The sequence below is a fragment of the Leisingera sp. S2M4 genome, from assembly GCF_055398055.1.
Genome location: NZ_AP040861.1, coordinates 2,823,604 through 2,844,614, shown reverse-complemented (window position 1 = coordinate 2,844,614; position 21,011 = coordinate 2,823,604). Strand labels below are relative to the sequence as shown.

The window sequence follows — 21,011 nt, the reverse complement described above, 5'->3', positions numbered from 1 at the left end:
CTAGTCGAGCCGGAAGAACACGGCCTTCAGATAGCCGCTTTCGGCCAGCTGCGGCAGCTGCGGATGGTCCGGGCCAGCGTAGCCGGTGTGGATCAGCGCACCGCGCCGTCCGCCGCGCCCAATGCCGCGGGCCGAAGCGTTGCGGAATTTCGACAGATCCGCCGCGTGCGAGCAGCTGCACAGGCCCAGATAGCCGCCCGGCGCCACCAGCGGTGCGGCCAGCTTGGCGACGCGTTCATAGGCGCGCAGGCCCGCCTCCAGCGCCGGTTTCGAGGGCGCGAATGCCGGCGGGTCGCAGATCACCACGTCGAACTGCGCGCCCTCTTCGCCAAGGGCGGTCAGCACCTCGAAGGCGTCGCCCTGCCGGGCGGTGAAACGGTCACCATGGCCGCTGGCGGCAGCGCCTTGGACGGCCAGTTCCAGCGCCGCGGCAGAGCCGTCGACGCAGGTGGCGTGTGCGGCACCACCGGCCAGCATCGCCAGACCAAAGCCGCCGACATGCGAGAACACATCCAGCACCCGTGCGCCCGGTGCGGTCAGCCGCGCGGCAAAGGCGTGGTTTTCGCGCTGATCGTAAAACAGGCCGGTTTTCTGGCCACCGGTCAGATCCGCCATATAGGTGGCGCCGTTCATCTGCACCGGCACCGGCGCCGTGGGAGTTTCGCCCCGCAGGGTCTGGTTCAGATCATCCAGCCCCTCGAGGCTGCGGGTGCGGCCGGAGGCGTTCTTGAGGATCACGTCCGCACCGGTGACTTCGGCCAATGCGGCGGTCAGCTGGTCCAGATGTGCCTCAGCCCAGGCGGCGTTGGGCTGCACCACGCAAGCGTCGCCGAAGCGGTCGATCACCACGCCGGGCAGCCCGTCGGATTCCGCATGCACCAGCCGGTAGAAGGGCGCGTCATACAGGCGTTCGCGCATCTCCAGCGCGCGGCTCAGCCGGGCGGCGAACCAGGCCTGGTCGATCTGAGCCGCGGGGTCGCGGTCAAGCATCCGGGCGATGATCTTGCTCTCGGGATTGACGGCGACCAGCCCCAGCGGGGTGTTCGCCTCGTCCTCCAGCACGGCCAGCGTACCGGGCGCCAGCTTGCGCGTGCGGCGGTCAGTGACCAGTTCATTGGCGTAAACCCAGGGAAACCCGTGCCGGATGGCGCGGGCGTTGGATTTGGGTTTCATTTTCACACGGGGGCGCTGCGGCGCATCAGGGGAGGCTGTCATGGCTTCCTCTTAGCGGCATGTGCGACGCAGGGAAAGAGGCTGCGGCGGCCTCAAGCGGGCCTCAGGACAGCGGCCCGCGCGGGCGCGAGCGCCAGCCGCCACGACGGCGCGGACGCGCTGCGGCCTCAAGTCCCGCGCGCAGCACGGCCGTCATCGGATGCTCGGGATGCTCCTCGCCGTATTGCCGCAGCAAGGACTGGATGTCGGTCCGACTGTCGCGTTCCGCCGCCATTCCCAACGCCCAGTCCAGAAAAATGCTGCGGCATTGTTCATCGGTGATCCCGTCGATCCGGTAGGCTTCGTAGATCAGCCCGCGGGGATCCTGTTCAGTCCTGCCCTGCATCCAATCCCTCCATGTTCAAGGCGGCATCGATCCGCTCTGCGCAGCCGCTATAGCGCGCCGTCAGGGCCTGCTCCAGCGTCTCGAGCTGGTCATGCCCGGTTGTGCGACACAGAAAACGTGCGCCGCCTTCGCCGATGGTGGCCGCATCAATCGGTTTACCGGAAAGCAGCCGCGCCGCGCTCTGAACCTGCCAGAACAGATCGTAACTGGCCCCGAGGTAATCCGCATCCGTCCGGTCCAGCCACCCGGCCGTGACCGCGCCATCCAGTCCCGCGTGCACGTCCCGCGCCACCGAACCGGCGGTCAGGGCGCCGGCCTGGGAGAGCAGCTCGATATCCATCATCCGGCCCGCGCCGTTCTTGGCATCCCAGACACCCTTTGGAGGTTTTGCTTCGGACAAGCGGCCGCGCATACGCACCACCTCCTGCAGAACCTTTGACACCGGGCGCGGCGTCGACAGGAACCTCTCGCGAAAGCTCTCGATCTCGGAGGCGAGGCTGGCGTCGCCCGCCACCACGCGGGCACGTGTCAAGGCGAGGTGTTCCCAGATCCACGCCTCGTTCTCCTGATAGCTGGTGAACCCCGTCAGGCTGACCGCAACCGGCCCCTGCGTCCCGGACGGGCGAAGCCGCATGTCAACTTCGTAAAGCCGCCCCTGCGCCATCGGCGCGGAGAGCGCCGTCACGAAAGCCTGGGTGAGTCTCGCGAAATATGGCCGGGTCGCCAGAGGCCGCTTGCCCTCGGACATCTCCGCACCGCAGGGATCGTATATCACGATCACGTCGAGGTCGGACTGCGCGTGGATCTGGCCCGCCCCAAGCGAGCCCATTGCCAGCACCGCCGCGCCGCGGCCCGGCGGTGGCCCATGCTTGGCGGCGAACTGCTCGACCACCGTCGGCGTGAGGGCCGCGATCACCACGCTGGCCAGTTCGGCATATTGCGCCCCGGCCTGCTGACCGCCAATCAATCCCCGTAGATGATGCACGCCGATGCGGAAATGCCATTCCTTGGCCCAGCGGCGCGCCATGTCCAGCCGGGTTTCGTAGTCCTCCTCCCGCGCCAGCCGGTCCTCCAGCTGGCGCTGCAGCACATCCGCGCCCGGCCAGGCATCAAAGAAGGAGCCGCCGATCACCGCATCGAACACGGAGGAGTTGCGCGACAGGAAACTGGCCAGTTCCCGCGAGGTGCCGGCGATGTCGACGAGCAGGTCCAGCAGCTGCGGATTGGCATCGAACAGCGAAAACAGCTGCACCCCGGCAGGCAGCCCGGAGAGGAAGCCATCCAGCGCCAGCAGCGTTTCATTCGGCTGGGCCGTGGCGGCGACACGGGCCAGAAGCTCTGGTTTCAGACGTTCAAAGATCCGTGCGCCGCGGCTGGAGCGCAGCGCCGGGTAGGTTGGCCACCGGGCGATCACGGCCCCGTCCAGCTCCGCGCCGATTTCCGGCACGGCCGCAGCGGTCGTCGGACGCGCGCTGCCGGGGGCCGACCCAGGCGAGAAAAAGCCCTCGGTCAGCTCATGCACCTGTTGCAGGCGCTCCCGGATTTCCTCGGTCAGCGCTTCTGGCTCGCGGTCCATCAGGCAGGCAATCCGGGCGATTCCGTCAGGCGACTGCGGCATCTTGTGGGTCTGGGCATCATGCACCATCTGGATGCGGTGCTCGACCTCGCGATGCGCGCGGTAGTGCGCGCTGAGCGTGTCCGCCACATCCTGTGGCACCCACTCCTTGGCCGCCAGCGCCGCAAGCCCGTCCACGGTGCCACGACAGCGCAGGGTTTCGTCCCGCCCGCCGGCGATCAATTGGCGGGTCTGGGTGAAGAACTCGATCTCGCGGATGCCGCCCCGCCCCAGCTTCATATCGTGGCCGGGCACCGAAAGCGCACCGCCGGTCCCCTTGCTCTCCCGGATCCGCAGGCGGATGTCGTGGGCGTCCTGGATGGCGGCAAAGTCGAGGTGCCGCCGCCAGACAAAGGGGCGCAACGCGTTCAGAAAGCGCTCGCCAGCCTCGATATCGCCAGCACACGCGCGCGCCTTGATATAGGCCGCGCGTTCCCAGGTGCGGCCCAGGCTCTCGTAATACCGCTCGGCGGCTTCCATCGCCATGCAGACAGGGGTGACCGAGGGATCTGGCCGCAGTCGCAGATCGGTGCGGAACACGTAGCCATCGCCGGTGCGATCGCTCAGCGCCGCGCACATGTTCTTGGTCGCGCGCACCATGGCCTGTCGGGCTTCGTAGAAATCATCAGGATCATAGCGCGTCTCGTCGAACAAGCAGATCAGGTCGATGTCTGAACTGTAGTTCAGCTCATGCGCCCCCATCTTGCCCATCGCCAGAATGGTCAGCCCCCCGGCCGTCGCGACGTCATCCTCCGACAATCCCGGAAGTTTCTTGCGCCGGATCAGCGTGGCGATTTCCGCCTTGATCGCCACATCCACGGCCAGGGCGCCGAAATCGGTGAGCGCACCGGTGACTTGCTCAAGGCTCCACCCACCGGAGAGGTCACATAATGCCGTGAGCAGCGCCAGCCGCCGCTTGCCTTCGCGCAAGCCCGGCTTCAGCGCAGCCCCCTCCAGCCCGCGGCAGGTGTCGAACACCTGCGCCACTGCAGCCTGCGGATCCTGCAGCGCGCCCGGCAGCCAGTCGGCCTCGCGCACCGTCAGCTCCTTGAGATAGGGGCTGGAGCCACAGGCCCCCGCCACCAGCTCTGCCTGCTCGCCATTCAAGGCGGGCAGCAGGGCACGGGTTTCCGCCCCCAGTTCAGGGTCGAAGGCACGGGGAACGCGGGATATTTTCAGGGCGGTGCTCATGTGCAGACAGTGTTCGCAGCATGTCGGCGCGTCAATGGGGAATTGCCGGATCAACGCGGACGCCCGGAAGGGTTTCCTTCACTCACGTCCGCGTCTCCTGGCAACTCCCTGACAAGTATACAGTTTTCAGCCACGGAACGGTCAACCGCAGGCAAAATGTAAAAAACATTCACATACAGCCTTGAAAGCCCCCGGCCCCCACCCAATATGACATGATGTGAAAGGAATTTACATTCACATCATCCCGGAGGACACCGATGACAACTTACACCGCCACAGCCACCCCGGCACCCGAGCAGGGCTGGTTTTCCCGCAGCGAAGCCTGGCTCGACCGCAAGGGCAAGGGGGCCTGGATCGCCGCCATGGTCCTGGGCTTCGTGTTCTTCTGGCCCGTCGGCCTCGCCCTTCTCTTCTACATGATCTGGAGCAAACGCATGTTCAGCAAATCCTGCCGCTACGCCAACAAGAGCTGGGGCGAAAAATCCTGGGCGCGTCAGGGGTTTTCCGCCATGCGCCCGTCGGGCAACAGCGCCTTTGACGCCTACAAGGCCGATACCCTGAGACGGCTGGAACAGGAGCAACATGACTTCGAGGCCTTCCTGCAGCGCCTGCGCGAAGCCAAGGACAAGGCCGAATTCGACGAGTTCATGGAGGAACGCGCCCGCAATGCGGTCGGCGAAGAGGCCGAGAGCGATCCGCTGGACGACGCGGATGAGGCGCCCAACCGCGACGCAAGCTCCGGCCGCAAACAGCACTGACCGGGCAGGCCTTTGGGCCTGCCTCCGGGGGCCATCGCCCCGCGCGGGTCCCGTCCTTGTCGGGCGGGGCACCGTTGCATAGGTTTTCCACACACGCAGAGCCAAAGGACACCAAGATGACTGCCCTGCCCGACCCTGACTACCAGGCTGAATTCTACGCCTCCGTTCCCGCCAAACGCCTCGTGGCCTGGGTCGTGGACAGCCTCCTGATCGTGATGCTGAGCGCCGCCGCGGTGGTGGCAACCGCCTTCGTGGGGCTGTTCGTCTGGCCGCTGCTGTATCTTGTGGTCGGCTTTGCCTACAGGGTGGTGACCATCGCCAACGGCTCGGCCACCTGGGGCATGCGCTTTGCAGGGATCGAGTTGCGCGACACCAGCGGCCAGCGGTTGGACGGCGCGCAGGCGCTGCTGCACACCGCAGGCTACACGCTGTCGCTGGCCATTCCGGTGCTGCAGGTGATCTCCATCGTGCTGATGCTGACCTCCGCGCGCGGTCAGGGCCTGACCGACCATCTGCTCGGCACCGTCATGCTGAACCGCCGCGCCTGACCCGGCGTGGCCAGCCCCACGCATCAAGAACCTGTTAAGCCAAGCCTCAGATGCAGGCTTGGCGCATACCCATGGCGTTGCTATCATCATCCGGAGCACCTGCCACCCGAAGCGGCCGCCAATTTAGATTGCCACGCGAAACCGCGAATGAGACCCGATGCGCCATACCTTACCGATTGCACCGCAGTTTTATGTGACGGCCCCGCAGCCCTGCCCCTATCTTGAGGGCCGGATGGAGCGCAAACTCTTTACCGCTCTGCAGGGGGACGGCGTCGAGCAGCTGAACAACAGCCTGAGCCAGCAAGGGTTTCGACGCTCGCAGAACGTGTTGTATCGCCCTTCCTGTTCGGAATGTTCCGCCTGCCTGTCGGCGCGGATCGACGTTGCCGCCTTCAAACCAAGCCGCAGCCAGAAGCGCACGCTGAAGCGCAACGCACATCTGGAGCGCCGCGCCACCTCCCCTTGGGCAACCGAGGATCAATACGACCTGTTCCGCCGCTATCTCGACAGCCGGCACGCCGATGGCGGCATGGCTGACATGGATGTATTCGAATACGCCGCCATGATCGAGGAGACCCCGGTCCGCAGTCGGGTGGTGGAATATGCCGAACCCGGCTCCAGCACGTTGACCGCGGTCTCGCTGACGGATGTCCTCGAGGATGGCCTCAGCATGGTCTATTCCTTCTACGCCCCGGACCTGCCGCAGAATTCACTGGGCACCTTCATGATCCTCGACCATATCAACATCGCGCGCGAGGCCGGCCTGCCCTATGTCTACTTGGGCTATTGGGTGCCCGGCAGCCAGAAGATGGGATACAAGGCAAAATTCTCCGGTCTGGAGATCTATCACGCCAACCAGTGGAAAAAGATGACCGACCCTGCCGAATACGCCGATGAGGGGCATCCGTTGTCGACGGACCCGATCGCCGAGCAGGTCGCCAACATCCAGCTGCCAGAGCAGCCCATTCACCGCAATCGCTGATGCAGTCCCTGCAGGCAGTCTCACTGCCGGTGCCGGACTATGACGCCGCCATCGCCTTCTATTGCGGTCAACTCGGCTGGCACCTGGCCGAAGACATCGACCAGGGCAGCAAGCGTTGGGTGCGGATCCTCCCACCCGGATCAGATGGCCGCTCTGGCGCTGCCAGCCTGATCCTCGCCCGCGCCGAGGGGGCGCAGCAGCAGGCGGCCATCGGCAACCAGTTCGGCGGCCGCGTCGGCCTGTTCCTGGCCACGGACGACTTTGCCCGCGACCACGATGCGATGCTGGCCCAGGGCGTGACCTTCGAGGAAGAACCGCGGCATGAACCTTACGGCACCGTTGCGGTCTGGCGCGACCCGTTCGGCAACCGCTGGGACCTGATCCAGCTCACCTGACGGCCGCGCCGCCGCCTTTCATCTTTCTGCAAATACTCCGGGGTGAATTGGCCCTTGGCCAAGAGGGGCAGCGCCCCTGCCCCGGGACAAAAGCAAAGGGGCCCGCTCGGGGCCCCTTTTTTTCGATTTCCTATCCTGCGCCCGGATCAGTTCGGGATCAGCGCCGGCACGATGGTCACGATCGACGGGAAGGCCCAGAGGATCGCGATACCCACCACCTGTATCAGCACAAACGGAATGATCCCGCGGTAGATGTGGCCGGTGGTCACTTCTTTCGGTGCCACCCCGCGCAGGTAGAACAGCGCAAAGCCGAAGGGCGGGGTCAGGAAGGAGGTCTGCAGGTTCACCGCCACCATGATGGTCACCCATTTCGGATCGAACGACCCGCCATAGATCACCGGCCCCACGATCGGGATCACGATGTAGATGATCTCCAGGAAGTCCAGCACGAAGCCCAGGAAGAACAAGACCAGCATCACGATCAGGAAGACCGTCATCTCGTTGTCGAAGCTCTTCAGGAACTGCTGGATGTAGTGTTCGCCGCCAAAGGAGATCACCACCAGGTTCAGGAGCTGCGAGCCGATCAGGATGGTAAACACCATCGAGGTCACCTTCGCGGTTTCCCGCACCACCGGGGTCAGCACGCCGGAGCGGAACAGAACCCAGCAGCCGAACAGCAGGCCGAACAAGGCGTACAGATAGGCCGCATAAGCCGCGAAGAATGCGATCCAGTTCTCGACGGTCACGCCGCCCTGGTTGACGCGCAGGTCAAAGTTCATGCCGATCAGGATGCAGATCATCACGGCAAAGGTGGACCAGATGATGATCTTGCCCGATTTGCCCTCGTCCTGCAGCTTGCGGTAGGCCGCCAGCATGATGGCACCGCCTGCGCCCAGCGCCGCAGCCGGCGTCGGGTTGGTGATACCGCCCAGGATCGAGCCCAGCACCGCGACGATCAGCACCAGCGGCGGGAACACCACGCGGATCAGATCATTCTTGGCACAGCGCGCGGCGGCCTCGCGACAGCCGTACAGCGCCAGCAAGAGCGGCAGCGCGATCAGCAGCACCGTCTTGCCGGGCGAGGTGGTCGGCGCGATGGCGACCAGATCCACCAACGCGATCAGCAGGATGCCGATGGCGCCGAGGATCAGGGGCTTGGCGTCACGCGACGGCGCGACCCCGCGACCAAAGGCCAGTACCAGCCCGAGGATCACCATGATCGCAGCAATGCCGGTGCCGATCGGCGCAGCATTGGCAATCTTGGCCTCAACAGCCGCGGCGATTTCCTCTTCGCTCAGCTTCTCGGCCAGAGCGACACCACCGGCTGCATCGATGCTTTCCTGCTCGGCCAAGGCCGCGTCCCAGGCTTCCTGCCCGTGCAGCTCGATCATCGCTGCCTTGCACTCGGCACCGACGTTGGTGCGCAGGCTGGCGGTCTGCCCGGCGTCAGAGAAGGTCGACACCACGGTGTTCTGGCTGCCGATCACGTTGAAGCTGGACAGAAGCACGGCACCACCGATCAGCGCCGCGGGCACGCCCAGGAACCACAGCAGGCCTTCGTTGCGGGTGATGACCTCACCGGTGCCACCTTCGAAGTTCACGGCGGGCGCCTTGTGCGGGTTCAGCAGCGCATAGCCAAAGGCATAGGAGGCATAGAGCAGCGCCAGCATGATCCCCGGCAGCAGTGCCGCCTGGAACAGGGTGCCGACGGACACCACCGCGGGCTCACCCAGGTAGGTCAGCGCATCAGAGCAACCGGCCTCCATCGCACGGGTTTCCTGCGCGGTGGAGTAGAGGTCGCCCGCCAGCGTGCCCAGAAGAACGATCACGATCGACGGCGGGATGATCTGCCCCAGCGTGCCGGAGGCGGCGATCACGCCGGTGGCCAGCTCGGGCGAGTAGTTGTTGCGCAGCATGGTGGGCAGGGCCAGAAGCCCCATCGTCACCACGGTGGCGCCAACGATGCCGGTGGAGGCCGCCAGGAAGGCACCCACCACCACGATCGACACCGCCAGACCGCCGGGCAGCGGTCCGAAGACCCGCGCCATGGTGGTCAGAAGGTCATTGGCGATCTTGGAGCGCTCCAGGGTGATGCCCATCAGCACGAACATCAGCACCGCCAGCAGGGTCTCGATCGAGGCCCCGGCCAGAACGCGTTCGTTCATCCGGTTCACGATGAAGGAAATGTTGCGGTCCAGCGCCACTTCCCAGCCCTGTGCAAAGACCGGCTCGGCCAGTCTCGGCAGGTCCGGATAGCGGAATACCGAGATCTTGTCGGGCCGCACGCCGGAGGCAACCAGGTCGCGGTAAGCCTGCGACGAAGAGTCGATTGCCTGGTGGATCAGGATCCCTGCGCTGTCCAGCGCCGCGATGATCCCGAAGGAGATGACCCCGGCACCGCCAATGGCGAAGGCCACCGGGAAGCCGGAGAGAATGCCCCCGAAGAGGCAGAAAAATACGATGAGCAGGCCGATTTCGACGCCATCAAGTCCAAATAGCATGTTTCCGACGTCCCTTTAGTGCGTGCCTTCGTAGGCTTCTTCACCCTCTCCAAGGCTATCCTTGTCGAGGTATTTGTTTTCGCTGCCCTCCCCTTCGACGAACTCGAGGTACGAGCGGTAGAAGAAGGCGATGGCGTGCAGGAACACGAGACCTGCAAAGGCGATCAGGAGGATCTTGAACAGGAAGTAGGCGTTGAAGCCGTTGGGGCTGAAGCCGATGGTTTCCACGTTCCAGCGCAGGGCGCGGGATTTCATCACCAGGCGGTCCAGCGTGTCCGAGGCCGACGGCTTTGGCACGATCAGGTGACGCCACAGGAAGAACCAGCCGTACATCCATGTCAGCACCGCGGCCGGCATCATGAACAGCAGCGATCCCAGCATGTCGACCACCCGCTTGGCGCGGAAGCTGATGCCGGAATAGATCAGGTCCACCCGCACATGGCCGCCCTGCACGAAGGTGTAGGTGACGCACATGCAGACCACCAGCGCATTGTACAGCTTCAGCTCTTCCGCGAACCAGCTGATGTCCTGGCTGAACGGGATGCCGAAACCGAAACTGATGTCGGGACGCGCAAAGACGCGCTGCATGAAGACGATGATGATCTGTTGCAGAACCATCAGAAGGCCGGCCCACGCGAAGAACCGGCCGATCATGTTCGCCATGCCTTCCAGCCCGCGCACCATGCCCCACATGAAGCCACGGAAGTAGAGACCGATGGCGGTCAGGACCAGAAAGGCCGTGAAGACGACGAAAAAGAATTCGACCGACCCGCCGTAATAGACAAAGCGCATGATCGAGGCCTTGTCGGACCAGTCGAGCCAGAGCTGCGGATGGGTAACGGCGTAGCCGAAGTTGTAGAAGGCGCCGGCGATGTTCTGGACCAGCCAGAGCAGTCCGCCCGCTATGGCGCCGAAGAAGGTGAGACCACTCTCTTCCTGCATGTTTCCCCCGGGGGTCTTTGTTGCGGCGAGTCCGGCGCACGGCCCCAAGGCCGGCCTAAGCCCCGCGTCACGCAACTGTAAAGGGATCCCCCGCGCAGTGGCGGGGGATCCGGTTGATGCCTGTCAGGCGGATTAGCCGAGAACGCGGTCGCGCTGGACGCGATAGGCGCCTTCGGATTTGGTGATCCAGCCCGAGGACGCTTTCATCGAGGCTTCGACGCTGTTGCGGATCTTGGCGAACAGCTCGTCACCCATGAACTCGTCCAGGGTTTCCTTGGTCGCGGTGCCGAAGGCATCCCAGACGCTTTCCGGGAATTCCAGGGTCTTCACGCCACCGGACTGCAGACGCTGCAGCGCCGCACCGTTGTTGTTCATGAACTGGGCCAGGTTCCACTGGTGACCAGCGGCAGCTGCCATTTCGATGATCTTCTGGTGGGCTGGCGACAGGCTCTCAAAGACGTCACGGTTGGTGGCAACCGACAGGCCCGCACCCGGCTCGTGGAAGCCCGCGGTGTAGTAGACCTTGGTGATTTCCTGGAAACCGGCCTTTTCGTCCGCCCAGGGGCCGATCCACTCGGTACCGTCGATCGCGCCGGAGGACAGCGCCTGATACACTTCGGAGCCCGGGATGTTCTGAACGGATGCGCCCAGTTTGCCCAGCGCCTTGCCACCCAGGCCCGGCATACGGAACTTCAGGCCGTTGAAATCTTCGGGGCCTTTGATTTCCTTGTTGAACCAGCCACCGGACTGCGGGCCGGTGTTGCCGCCGAGGAAGGACTTCAGACCGAAGATCTGGCCCAGCTCGTCGTGAAGCGCCATGCCTTCGCCGTGGTAGTACCAGTTGGTCAGTTCCTGCGGCGTCATGCCGAAGGGCACGGCGGTGAAATAGGCATAGCCCGGATGCTGACCGGTAAAGTAGTAGTCCGCACCGTGGTACATGTCGGCCTGACCGGCGGTCACGGCGTCAAACACCTCGAAGGCGCCGACGAGTTCGCCCGCGGCTTTCAGGTCCACGGTCAGGTTGCCGTCGGACATGGTGGTGATGGCATCAGCAACATATTGGGCCGAATCATGCACGCCCGCCAGGCCGCGCCCCCAGGTGGTGACCATGGTCAGGGTGCGTTTGCCCTGAGCGTAGGCCGGTGCAGCCAGCGTGCCGGCCGCGGCTGCGGTCCCGCCCAGTGCAGATGTTTTCAAGAAAGAACGGCGATCCATGTATTATTCCTCCCATAATTCTTGGATGCCCGGCAGTTGACTGCCCAGCGGATCGGTTCGAGTGCGGTCAGACTAGCGAGGCAGTCGCGGTTGTGAATACCTAGTACTGCGTAGAGCGGCGCAATTTTCAGCATTTGCCCCTCCAGAGCGCTGATTTTCCGACCGGATCCAGCCCTCCCCGCCACAGCCTCTGCGTGTATTTTGCCGCGGGCCGGTGATTCTTCTGGGCGCTGGCGGGATGATTCGGTACAAGTTTCTTACCAATCCACTGCCCCGGCTTGCCCCTTGCCCATGCGCCTTTTCGATACGCTGTTTCGCCCCACCTACGCCCAGAAACTGTCGCTTCTGATGACGCTGCCGCTGATCGTGGCCGGGACCGCGATCGCGGTGCTGGTCGGGTATCAGTCACGTGCCTTGGCCGAGCGCGAGATCCAGGCGCTCGAGGTTCAGCTGATCGAGGCGAAGAAGGCGGAGTTGCGCAACTACGTGACCCAGGCCCGCAACGGGTTTGCCCATATCTATGGTCTCGCCGCGCCCGACGATGCCGAGGCCAAGGAACAGGTGGCCCAGATCCTCAGCGCGATGATCTACGGCAAGGACGGCTTCTTCTTTGTCTATGACTATGACGGCACCAACCTGGTCAGCCCGCGCCAGACCGAGTTCATCAACCGCAACTGGGCGGGGCTGACCGACAGCGCCGGTGTGCCGGTCGTGGACCGTTTCATCGAACTGGCCCGCAACGGGGCCGGCTGGCACAGCTTTACATGGCAAAAGCCCTCCACCGGAGAAGAGGCGCAGATGATCGCCTATGTGGTCGGCCTGCAGGACTGGCAATGGGCCGTCGGCACAGGTGTGTTCATCGACGATGTGCTGTCCTCGGTTGCGGCGACACGGGCCGAGGTCGAAGCCCGCGTGCAACGCACCTTCCTCTACATCGGGGCCATCACGCTCGTGTCGCTGGTCCTGGTCTTTGCCTCCGGCATGTTGCTCAACATTCGCGAACGCCGACTGGCGGATGCCAAGCTGAAGGAGCTGACTCAACGGGTGTTCGACGCCCAGGAGGACGAGCGCGGCCGGGTTGCGCGCGAACTGCACGACGGCATCAGCCAGCTGCTGGTCGGGGTGCGCTATGCGCTGGACAATGCCCGCCGCCGCCTCGCGCGGGGCGACAGCGAAGGGGCCGCTGCGCCGCTGGAGAAGGGCACGGAACATCTGCTGACCGCGATCACCGAAGTGCGCAGGATCAGCCGTGACCTGCGGCCCGGCGTTCTGGACGACCTGGGCCTGGGTCCGGCCCTGAAGGCGCTGACCGACGATTTCGCTGCCCGCACCGGCATCGAGACGGAGTTCTCGACCGTGGTGTTCCGCAACCGGCTGGATCAGGACGCCAAGATCGCGCTCTACCGCATCGCCCAGGAAGCACTGACCAACATCGAGCGCCACGCAGGCGCCACCAAGGTCACCATAGATCTGCGCGGCCACACCAAGGGCGCCACCATGCGGATCACCGACAACGGCGTCGGCCTGCCGCCCCTCAGCGCCCGCTCCGGCCCGGGGATCGGACTGCGCAACATGCAGGAACGCATCGACCAACTTGACGGGACCTTGCGCATTCTGTCATCACGAGGCACCGAAAGTGGCACGGTGATCGAGGTCGGGCTGCCCCTCAGCCACCTTTTGCCACCGGGAGAAGACAGCAGCCCGGCACAGTTACCATGAGCGCCGACAGGGGCGGCGCCGCGTGCGAAAGTCGGCGATGGCGAGGCGCGAAACCTAGGTTGGGTGGGCGACATCGGCAGCAGGCAGCCACGGGCTGCGATGGATGCGAATTGGGGATGACATGGCGACACCGGTAAAAGTACTGATCGTGGATGACCACCCGATGGTGGCCGAAGGCATTCAGTCGATCCTCGAAAGCTATGACGACATTCAGGTGGTCGGCTCCCTGACCGATGGCCGCGAGGCGGTCGAGCAGATGCGGCAGCTGGCCCCGGACGTGGTGCTGATGGATCTCAACATGCCCAAACTGGGCGGGCTCAGCGCCACCGAGATCATACTGGAACAACATCCGGGCACGCGCATTCTGATCCTGACCATGCACGACAGCCCCGAATACATCTCCTCCGCGCTCAGCCACGGCGCCATGGGCTACATCCTCAAGGATGTGCCGACGGATGAAATCAAGCAGGCCATCGATGCGGTGATGCAGGGGCAGACCTACCTCTGCACCGGGGCCGCCGGTTCGCTGAAACCCAAGGCGGGCGACACGCGCGAAGCGCTGACCGGACGCGAACAGACGATCCTGCTGGAACTGGCGCAGGGCAAGTCCAACAAGGATGTGGCGCAGACACTCGACATTTCTGTCAGGACAGTCGAAACCCACCGCAAGAACATCAAGCGCAAGCTGGGTATCTCCTCTACCGCCGGGCTGACCCGCTACGCGCTGGAACACGGGGTCCTGCAAGGCACCGGCGCGGGGTTCTGACCGCCCCGCCCCGACCGTCACGAAGGCGTCAGCCAGACTGCATCAGCCGAGGCTGTTCAGCAGCGCTGGCGACGGATCCCCGGTAACCGCCAGCCCCCGACTGGACTGGTAGGCGCTGATGGCAGCGCGACTTTTCGGCCCCAGCACCCCGTCGGCACCGCCGGTGTCGAAACCGCGTGCCGTCAGCCGCTTTTGCAACAGGATCCGGTCTTCCTTGGTCAGACCGTATCTGTCCGGCGGAAAGGACGCGCGCAAAGGCCCGCCACCTGCAATGCGGTCGGCAAGATGCCCCACGCCGATCGCGTAGGAATCGGAGTTGTTGTAGCGCTTGATGACGTCGAAATTGGACGTCACGGAGAACACCGGCCCGCCCGCCTGCGGTTGCAGCTTGCGACCGGCGGGCGTGCCGGGCGCACCGGCCTCCCCGCCCCATTTCAACCCGCGGGTCCAGCCATTGCGTTGCAAGTAGGCGGCGGTGGAGGCCAATGCATCCGTCGGGTCGTCCGACCAGATATCGCGCCGCCCGTCGCCGGTGAAATCGACCGCAAATGACTGGTAGGAGGTCGGAATGAACTGGGTATGCCCCATCGCGCCGGCCCAGCTGCCGGTCATGCGCGCGGCCGATATGTCCCCGTTTTGCAGGATCTTCAGCGCCGCGATCAGCTGTTTTTCGAAGAACGCGCCCCGACGCCCGTCATAGGCCAGCGTCGATGTCGCCGAGATCACCGGCACATTGCCGCGCCGCTCGCCGTAGAAGCTTTCCAGCCCCCAGATCGCGCAGATGATTTCCGCATCCACGCCATAGGTCTGCTCCAGCGTCTTCAAAGTGGTTCGATGCCGGGCATAGGCCGCCCTGCCCTTGGCGAGGCGCTCGTCAGAGACCGCGATGGCGAGGTAGTCCTCCAGGGTGCGCTTGAACTCGGTCTGGTTGCGGTCCCGCTTGACCACCCCCGGCAAGTAGCCCGCGCCGCGAAAAGCCGCGCGCAGCGTGGCACGGCTGATGCCTTTGGCCTCGGCCCGGCTGCGAAACGCGGCCACCCAGGCGTCATAGCCTGCATTGGGCGTGGGCCGCAGGTCCGCTGGCAGGCTGCTGCTGCCGCTGCTTCCGCTGGTGCCCCCGCCCGTAGGAACCGTGCCGCCGCAGGCGGTCAACCCCAGCGCCGCCACTCCAAAACCGAAACTCCGTCGTGAAATGCTCATGTCCAATGCCCGCTTGCTGCCAAGATCCATCATCCCCTTCTGCGTCACCTTGCCTGTGTGACCGGGGCTTTTGCCCGACAGGCTGCCAGAAAGCAGGTCCAGCGCCAAGGCCCGGTTTCCCGCCACGGCAGGTCACCGCCGGTTAAGCGGCGAGTGGCGCTGACAAAGGAACGGAATTGCCTCTGGCTCCGCCATATCCGCGCATCTGCGCTACAGATCGTCCCACCTGACAGCCCCCGATCGGCAGTCGTATGGCGATACGTGCAGCCCATGCGCAGCAAAACAGGGCAGAAGGCCACCTCGGTTTCGCAGAAATTTCCCCTGAACACCCAAAGCCGCAAGAAAATGTCCCCATACGGGGCATTTTTGACAGGTTTGCAGGTTGACGCCCCCTGCCCCCCGCCATAATGTCGCCCGCAACGCAAAATGGAGCCCGTGGCCGAAATGACCACCCTAGTCGTAATTGTAGGAACCACGCGCATGGGCCGGTGACGGTTGACCATAATCGAACCCATGCGCCCCTGACCAAAAATCGGGGGCTTTTTTTATGCGAAACGCACGATGCCGCCAATTGGAGCAAAAAGCAGATGACACGTGAAATGACCGGCGCAAAGATGGTTGTCCAAGCCCTGAAAGACCAGGGTGTGGACGTAGTCTTCGGATATCCTGGCGGCGCCGTGCTGCCGATTTATGACGAGATATTTCTGCAGAACGACATTCGTCACGTGCTGGTGCGCCACGAACAGGGCGCGGTTCACGCGGCCGAAGGCTATGCGCGCTCCACTGGCAAACCCGGTGTTGTGCTGGTGACGTCCGGCCCCGGCGCGACCAATGCGGTCACCGGCCTGACCGATGCGCTGCTCGACTCGATCCCGATCGTGGTTCTGACCGGCCAGGTACCGACCTTCATGATTGGCTCCGACGCCTTCCAGGAGGCCGACACCGTCGGCATCACCCGCCCCTGCACCAAGCACAACTGGCTGGTCAAGGACACCGACAGCCTGGCCCCCACCCTGCATGAGGCCTTCCATGTCGCCACATCCGGCCGCCCCGGCCCGGTGCTGATCGACATTCCGAAGGACGTGCAGTTCGCCACCGGCGAATACGCAGGCCCCAAGCCCGCCGCCTCGCATTACCAGCCGCAGCTGAAGGGCGACATGGAGGCGATCACCGAGCTGGTCGCAGCCCTGGAAACCGCGGAACGTCCGGTGTTCTACACGGGCGGTGGCGTCATCAACTCCGGCCCCGCTGCCAGCCAGCTGCTGCGCGAACTGGTGGACGCGACCGGTATTCCCGTCACTTCGACGCTGATGGGGCTTGGCGCCTACCCTGCCTCCGGGCCGAACTGGCTGGGGATGCTGGGGATGCACGGGCTGTATGAAGCCAACATGGCGATGCATGACTGCGATCTGATGATCAACATCGGCGCGCGGTTCGACGACCGCATCACCGGCAAGATCGACGCCTTCAGCCCCAACTCGACCAAGGCCCATATCGACATCGACCCGTCGTCCATCAACAAGGTGATCCGGGTCGACATTCCGATCGTCGGTGACGTCGGCCATGTGCTCGAAGACATCCTGAAGGTCTGGAAGTCGCGCGGCCGCAAGGTCAACCGCGAGGCGCTGGAGAAATGGCAGAAGCAGATCAGCGAATGGCGCGCGGTCAAATGCCTGACCTACAAGCCGTCGGAAACCACCATCAAGCCGCAATACGCATTGCAGCGGCTGGAGGAGCTGACCAAGGGGCATGACCGCTATGTCACCACCGAGGTTGGCCAGCACCAGATGTGGGCGGCGCAGTTCCTCGGCTTCGAGGATCCGAACCGCTGGATGACCTCCGGTGGCCTGGGCACCATGGGCTATGGCTTCCCGGCATCGATCGGTGTGCAGATGGCACACCCGGATGCGCTGGTCATCAACGTCGCCGGTGAGGCTTCGTGGCTGATGAACATGCAGGAAATGGGCACCGCGGTGCAATTCCGCCTGCCGGTGAAACAGTTCATCCTGAACAACGAGCGCCTCGGCATGGTGCGCCAGTGGCAGGAGCTGCTGCATGGTGAGCGCTACAGCCACAGCTGGTCGGAAGCGCTGCCCGATTTCGTCAAGCTCGCCGAAGCCTTCGGCGCCAAGGGTATCTGTGTCTCGGACCCCAAGGATCTGGACGATGCGATCATGGAGATGATCGAATACGACGGGCCGGTGATCTTTGACTGCCTGGTGGAAAAGCATGAGAACTGCTTCCCGATGATCCCGTCGGGCAAGGCGCACAACGAGATGCTGCTGGGAGAGGCTGACACCCAGGGTGTCATCCAGGCCGGCGGCGCCGTGCTGGTATAATCGCGGCGGCGCCGCAAGTTTCTTCAAAGAGATTTGCCGGGAGCACTCGGATGTCCCGGCAGCCACATATGAGAGGAAGACCCAGAATGTCTGCCCTACACATCAAAAAAGGCTCGACCCGCCACTCCGCCTACAACCTACGCCCGACGTTTTCCGACACGCAGGAGCGTCACACCATCGCGGTGCTGGTGGAAAACGAACCCGGCGTGCTGGCGCGGGTGATCGGCCTGTTCTCCGGCCGCGGTTACAACATCGAAAGCCTCACCGTCGCCGAGGTGGACCACACCGGGCACCTGTCCCGCATCACCATCGTCACCACCGGCACGCCGCAGGTGATCGAGCAGATCAAGGCACAGCTCGGCCGCATCGTGTCCGTGCGTGACGTGCACGACCTCACCGTCGAAGGCGATGCCGTGGAGCGCGAGCTGGCGATTCTGAAAGTCGCGGGCGAAGGCGACAAACGGGTCGAGGCGCTGCGGCTGGCGGATATCTTCCGCGCCAATGTGGTCGACAGCACGCTCAATAGCTTTGTGTTCGAGATCACCGGCGCGCCGGACAAGATCGACGCATTCGCCGATCTGATGCGCCCCCTGGGTCTGACTGAAATTGCCCGCACCGGCGTTGCTGCCCTGCTGCGCGGCAACTGAGACCGCGCTCACAACTGACAGTCGCGGCGCGTCAGAGTGATCGCGACTGCCGTCCGGGCACCGCCAGGTTTTCGGGATCGCCCGCTTTGGGGGCGACACGTCGCCCTACCGCTGATGCCCCAGTGACACCAGCCCGTGTCAAACTCGCGGTTTAGACTTCACCAGCGCCCCGGAAGCCTGCCGGGGCGTACGTGCATTGATACGACCATCCGCCATCGCCAAACCGACCGATGTCAGCGACGCGTCAGCTTTACCACTGCGGCCTTGGCAGTGCTTTTGGAGCGTCGCGGAGAAGACTGAGGGAAGGGCACAACTTTTTCGCTTCCCTTGCTTTTGCGGCTAACACCAGCAAAAGGGGTCGCTGCGGCCGCCCCGTCGGCGTGTTGCGTGCAGTCCTGCTCCGCGTGATCCTGGGCCTCGGTCAAGCGCGCTGCCAGGTCCGGGCTGCCCTTTTCCATCAATACGCGCAGATTCTTGGCAATTCGGAAATTGCCACCCAGGGTTAGCTCAAACTCAACCCAGTCGCCTGGGTTAAGGTCTTGAAAACCGGCACCGGTTTTGTCGGAATAAAAGGCGAGATCGCCCTGATCGTCACACCAGATTACGGCTTTGTTCAGGGCCTGCTCGCTCCACAGTACAACTCCAATCATACCAATCCTCACATTCCCGTATAATAATACTGGATCAATTGCGCTGACACCTACATGACAAAATCAAAGCTAACCTATTGCATTTTGTGTCAGCTAAATTAGCATCCTGACGTGAATTCGCGCCACTATTGGCGCAGATTCATTACAGCGCCACCTTATAGCTGCCTGAATTTGCTACGTCATGCGGGCAAGAGGCAAAAAATTGACCCAAACGTCGAGACCGGACAGGCATGATGACCCCGCAGGATCGCTCCCCCGCTGAGTTGAGAAACATGTTCGGCGCCAACCTGCGCCAGCTGGCGGACCAGTATCCGTCGATCTCGGAGTTGTCGCGACAGCTGGGCATCAACCGGACCCAGTTCAACCGCTACCTGTCTGGCGAAAGCTTTCCCCGTCCCGATGTTCTGGACCGGATCTGCCGCTTCTTCGAGGTCGACGCCCGCATCCTGCTCACTCCTGTAGACCACATCTCGACGGGGGACAGGGTGGTGAACGGGCCGTTTCTCGGCGAGTTCCTCGGCCAGGGGGTGCAACAGCTAACGGAATCCTTCTTTCCCTCCGGGTTCTACCGTTTCAGCCGACGCAGCTTCATCGATGAAAACAGGTTCGTGATCGGCCTGACCTATGTGTTCCGCTCCGGCGGCGTCACCTACATCAAGGGGTTCGAAGCCAAGGAAGCCATGCGCAGCCAGGGCCTGTCGACCAGCCCCTCGGCGCGCGAATTTCGCGGCTATGTCAGCACCCATGAGGACGGCGTCGCCTTTGTCATCGCGCGGCGCAAGGCAAGGACCTATTCGTTCAACTACCTGGCCCGGGTCGCCTCGCTCGAGAACAATTTCTGGTCCGGCTACGTGGCCCGCACCGTGCGCGAAGGCAGCGGCGAACGGGTCACGCGCATGGTTTACGAACACCTGGGCCGCAACCGCGCCGAGGTCCTGAAAACAGCGCGCAACGCCGGTCTTGTCACCGAAGAGGACCTGCTCCCCTTCCACCTGCGGCTGCTGACGCCGAGCCAGCCCTTCCGCTGAGCCTAGCCGCCGGAGATCTGTCGGTAGATGTGCCAGCTGGCGTGTCCCAGCACCGGCAGCACCAGGAACAACCCCAGGAACCACGGCATCAGCGCCAGGAAGGTCAAGCCCGCGATCAGGGCCGCCCACAGCAGCATCACCACCAGGTTGCCTTGCACATACTGGAAGCTGGTGATCATCGCGGTGACGAAATCCACTTCCCGGTCCAGCAACAGAGGCAGCGAAATCACCGTGATCATGAAGAGCAGCAGCGCAAACAGCGCACCCACCGTGCTGCCCACGGCCAGCATCACCACGCCGTTCAGCGTCAGGAATACCTCGGCCGAGGACATGATGTTGGTCATCGTGGAATGCCCCAGGAACAGGGCAAAGATCATGTGGCCGATAAAGAACCAGAACAGGAAAACCACCACGATAATCGCGCAGATCGAGGGCAGTTGGCGGCGACTTTGCTGCAGCACCACGCCAAAGATCTCGGACGGTCGCACCGGCTGCCCCGTGGACAGGCGGTGCGACACCACGTAAAGGCCAACCGCCGCGAAAGGACCGATGAGCGGAAAGCCAATGGCGGCCAGCACCAGCCAGAAAGTCGTGCCGGTCGCCTGCGTCACCCAGGCCATCGCCCAGCCTGCGAGCACGTAGAAACCTGCAAAGGTCAGGCCATAGACGGGACGGGCCTTGAAGTCCGCCCAGCCACAGCGCAACGCCTCCAGCAGCATTCCCACACTGGCCGCACGCAACTGCGGTACGCCAAACGGCTTTTGCGTCTCCATCCCTGCCCCCTGCCCTGTCCCTCTTGCCTGCCGCTGCCCTGCCCATGGCAAGGGCGGCGCGGCCTCAGGGGCAGCCTAGCGCAGCTTTGGGCGGGAAAAAATGTTTTGCAGATGTATGTTAAGACAGCCGAAGACAGATGTGGAAAAGCCCCGGAGTGTCCTCCGGGGCCTGCCATGACCGTCA

Annotated in this window: 18 protein-coding genes; 9 read left to right on the top strand and 9 right to left on the bottom strand. The window is 63.9% G+C overall.

What is annotated here, in order from left to right; translation table 11 throughout:
• The 3 genes from ACZ52D_RS13775 to ACZ52D_RS13765 form a co-directional block, all read right to left on the bottom strand.
• Positions 1 to 1,215, bottom strand: coding sequence for an RSP_2647 family RNA methyltransferase (locus tag ACZ52D_RS13775; RefSeq protein ID WP_464441652.1), 1,215 nt, complete (start codon positions 1,213 to 1,215; stop codon positions 1 to 3).
• 61 nt (positions 1,216 to 1,276) lie between these two features.
• Positions 1,277 to 1,558 (bottom strand): hypothetical protein, encoded by a 282-nt coding sequence (locus tag ACZ52D_RS13770; protein WP_464441651.1) that lies wholly within the window; start codon positions 1,556 to 1,558, stop codon positions 1,277 to 1,279.
• Positions 1,542 to 4,364 carry a bifunctional [glutamine synthetase] adenylyltransferase/[glutamine synthetase]-adenylyl-L-tyrosine phosphorylase gene (locus ACZ52D_RS13765; RefSeq protein WP_464441650.1) on the bottom strand — a complete coding sequence of 941 codons (2,823 nt, stop codon included), beginning with the start codon at positions 4,362 to 4,364 and terminating at the stop codon, positions 1,542 to 1,544. The genes ACZ52D_RS13770 and ACZ52D_RS13765 overlap by 17 nt, the downstream gene beginning before the upstream one ends.
• A gap of 257 nt (positions 4,365 to 4,621) precedes the next feature.
• Here ACZ52D_RS13765 and ACZ52D_RS13760 point away from each other — a divergent pair, with 257 nt between their 5' ends.
• From ACZ52D_RS13760 to ACZ52D_RS13745, 4 genes are all read left to right on the top strand, one after another.
• Positions 4,622 to 5,122, top strand: a complete 501-nt coding sequence (locus tag ACZ52D_RS13760) for a DUF2852 domain-containing protein (protein WP_464441649.1) — start codon at positions 4,622 to 4,624, stop codon at positions 5,120 to 5,122.
• Between the two features lie 116 nt (positions 5,123 to 5,238).
• The gene (locus ACZ52D_RS13755) at positions 5,239 to 5,670 is read left to right on the top strand and encodes an RDD family protein (protein WP_222453474.1); all 432 of its coding nucleotides are present in this window, start codon (positions 5,239 to 5,241) and stop codon (positions 5,668 to 5,670) included.
• Between the two features lie 157 nt (positions 5,671 to 5,827).
• Complete coding sequence (locus ACZ52D_RS13750) at positions 5,828 to 6,652, top strand: arginyltransferase (RefSeq protein WP_222453475.1); 825 nt, start codon at positions 5,828 to 5,830, stop codon at positions 6,650 to 6,652.
• The gene (locus ACZ52D_RS13745; protein WP_464441648.1) at positions 6,652 to 7,047 is read left to right on the top strand and encodes a VOC family protein; all 396 of its coding nucleotides are present in this window, start codon (positions 6,652 to 6,654) and stop codon (positions 7,045 to 7,047) included. Before ACZ52D_RS13750 ends, ACZ52D_RS13745 begins: the two co-directional genes overlap by 1 nt.
• 146 nt (positions 7,048 to 7,193) lie before the next feature.
• On the opposite strand, the gene ACZ52D_RS13740 is transcribed toward ACZ52D_RS13745, so the two are convergent.
• The 3 genes from ACZ52D_RS13740 to ACZ52D_RS13730 form a co-directional block, all read right to left on the bottom strand.
• Positions 7,194 to 9,548 carry a TRAP transporter large permease gene (locus ACZ52D_RS13740; RefSeq protein WP_222453477.1) on the bottom strand — a complete coding sequence of 785 codons (2,355 nt, stop codon included), beginning with the start codon at positions 9,546 to 9,548 and terminating at the stop codon, positions 7,194 to 7,196.
• Between the two features lie 15 nt (positions 9,549 to 9,563).
• A complete protein-coding gene (locus ACZ52D_RS13735; RefSeq protein ID WP_369924411.1) occupies positions 9,564 to 10,490 on the bottom strand; it encodes a TRAP transporter small permease subunit in 927 nt (308 codons plus the stop codon).
• Positions 10,491 to 10,622: 132 nt separating this feature from the next.
• Positions 10,623 to 11,705, bottom strand: coding sequence for a TRAP transporter substrate-binding protein (locus ACZ52D_RS13730; protein WP_222453627.1), 1,083 nt, complete (start codon positions 11,703 to 11,705; stop codon positions 10,623 to 10,625).
• A gap of 291 nt (positions 11,706 to 11,996) precedes the next feature.
• Here ACZ52D_RS13730 and ACZ52D_RS13725 point away from each other — a divergent pair, with 291 nt between their 5' ends.
• A complete protein-coding gene (locus ACZ52D_RS13725; protein WP_222453479.1) occupies positions 11,997 to 13,424 on the top strand; it encodes a cache domain-containing protein in 1,428 nt (475 codons plus the stop codon).
• Between the two features lie 121 nt (positions 13,425 to 13,545).
• Positions 13,546 to 14,190, top strand: coding sequence for a response regulator transcription factor (locus ACZ52D_RS13720; protein ID WP_222453480.1), 645 nt, complete (start codon positions 13,546 to 13,548; stop codon positions 14,188 to 14,190).
• 42 nt (positions 14,191 to 14,232) lie between these two features.
• Here the strand turns inward: ACZ52D_RS13720 and ACZ52D_RS13715 are convergent, their stop codons facing one another.
• Complete coding sequence (locus ACZ52D_RS13715; protein WP_464443140.1) at positions 14,233 to 15,390, bottom strand: lytic murein transglycosylase; 1,158 nt, start codon at positions 15,388 to 15,390, stop codon at positions 14,233 to 14,235.
• Positions 15,391 to 15,977: 587 nt separating this feature from the next.
• Between ACZ52D_RS13715 and ACZ52D_RS13710 the strand changes: the two genes are divergently transcribed.
• Positions 15,978 to 17,729, top strand: a complete 1,752-nt coding sequence (locus ACZ52D_RS13710; protein WP_369924412.1) for an acetolactate synthase 3 large subunit — start codon at positions 15,978 to 15,980, stop codon at positions 17,727 to 17,729.
• Between the two features lie 86 nt (positions 17,730 to 17,815).
• Positions 17,816 to 18,376, top strand: coding sequence for an acetolactate synthase small subunit (ilvN, locus tag ACZ52D_RS13705; RefSeq protein WP_222453483.1), 561 nt, complete (start codon positions 17,816 to 17,818; stop codon positions 18,374 to 18,376).
• A 233-nt stretch (positions 18,377 to 18,609) separates the two neighbouring features.
• On the opposite strand, the gene ACZ52D_RS13700 is transcribed toward ilvN, so the two are convergent.
• On the bottom strand, positions 18,610 to 19,026 hold the full coding sequence (locus ACZ52D_RS13700) for a S1 domain-containing protein (RefSeq protein ID WP_464441647.1): 417 nt from the start codon (positions 19,024 to 19,026) through the stop codon (positions 18,610 to 18,612).
• Between the two features lie 233 nt (positions 19,027 to 19,259).
• Between ACZ52D_RS13700 and ACZ52D_RS13695 the strand changes: the two genes are divergently transcribed.
• Positions 19,260 to 20,054: a helix-turn-helix domain-containing protein gene (locus tag ACZ52D_RS13695; RefSeq protein ID WP_464441646.1), complete on the top strand. Its 795-nt coding sequence runs from the start codon at positions 19,260 to 19,262 to the stop codon at positions 20,052 to 20,054.
• Positions 20,055 to 20,056: 2 nt separating this feature from the next.
• Here the strand turns inward: ACZ52D_RS13695 and ACZ52D_RS13690 are convergent, their stop codons facing one another.
• The gene (locus ACZ52D_RS13690) at positions 20,057 to 20,827 is read right to left on the bottom strand and encodes a DUF2189 domain-containing protein (protein ID WP_464441645.1); all 771 of its coding nucleotides are present in this window, start codon (positions 20,825 to 20,827) and stop codon (positions 20,057 to 20,059) included.
• Positions 20,828 to 21,011: the final 184 nt, after the last annotated feature.

Coding starts and splice junctions, on each gene's coding strand:
- ACZ52D_RS13770 (WP_464441651.1), bottom strand. CDS start 1,558: ATGCAGGGCAGGACTGAACAGGATCCCCGCGGGCTGATCTACGAAGCC.
- ACZ52D_RS13715 (WP_464443140.1), bottom strand. CDS start 15,390: ATGAGCATTTCACGACGGAGTTTCGGTTTTGGAGTGGCGGCGCTGGGG.
- ACZ52D_RS13700 (WP_464441647.1), bottom strand. CDS start 19,026: ATGATTGGAGTTGTACTGTGGAGCGAGCAGGCCCTGAACAAAGCCGTA.
- ACZ52D_RS13765 (WP_464441650.1), bottom strand. CDS start 4,364: ATGAGCACCGCCCTGAAAATATCCCGCGTTCCCCGTGCCTTCGACCCT.
- ACZ52D_RS13750 (WP_222453475.1), top strand. CDS start 5,828: ATGCGCCATACCTTACCGATTGCACCGCAGTTTTATGTGACGGCCCCG.
- ACZ52D_RS13760 (WP_464441649.1), top strand. CDS start 4,622: ATGACAACTTACACCGCCACAGCCACCCCGGCACCCGAGCAGGGCTGG.
- ACZ52D_RS13695 (WP_464441646.1), top strand. CDS start 19,260: ATGACCCCGCAGGATCGCTCCCCCGCTGAGTTGAGAAACATGTTCGGC.
- ACZ52D_RS13710 (WP_369924412.1), top strand. CDS start 15,978: ATGACACGTGAAATGACCGGCGCAAAGATGGTTGTCCAAGCCCTGAAA.
- ACZ52D_RS13775 (WP_464441652.1), bottom strand. CDS start 1,215: ATGACAGCCTCCCCTGATGCGCCGCAGCGCCCCCGTGTGAAAATGAAA.
- ACZ52D_RS13730 (WP_222453627.1), bottom strand. CDS start 11,705: ATGGATCGCCGTTCTTTCTTGAAAACATCTGCACTGGGCGGGACCGCA.
- ACZ52D_RS13720 (WP_222453480.1), top strand. CDS start 13,546: ATGGCGACACCGGTAAAAGTACTGATCGTGGATGACCACCCGATGGTG.
- ACZ52D_RS13735 (WP_369924411.1), bottom strand. CDS start 10,490: ATGCAGGAAGAGAGTGGTCTCACCTTCTTCGGCGCCATAGCGGGCGGA.
- ACZ52D_RS13725 (WP_222453479.1), top strand. CDS start 11,997: ATGCGCCTTTTCGATACGCTGTTTCGCCCCACCTACGCCCAGAAACTG.
- ACZ52D_RS13755 (WP_222453474.1), top strand. CDS start 5,239: ATGACTGCCCTGCCCGACCCTGACTACCAGGCTGAATTCTACGCCTCC.
- ACZ52D_RS13740 (WP_222453477.1), bottom strand. CDS start 9,548: ATGCTATTTGGACTTGATGGCGTCGAAATCGGCCTGCTCATCGTATTT.
- ACZ52D_RS13690 (WP_464441645.1), bottom strand. CDS start 20,827: ATGGAGACGCAAAAGCCGTTTGGCGTACCGCAGTTGCGTGCGGCCAGT.
- ACZ52D_RS13745 (WP_464441648.1), top strand. CDS start 6,652: ATGCAGTCCCTGCAGGCAGTCTCACTGCCGGTGCCGGACTATGACGCC.
- ilvN (WP_222453483.1), top strand. CDS start 17,816: ATGTCTGCCCTACACATCAAAAAAGGCTCGACCCGCCACTCCGCCTAC.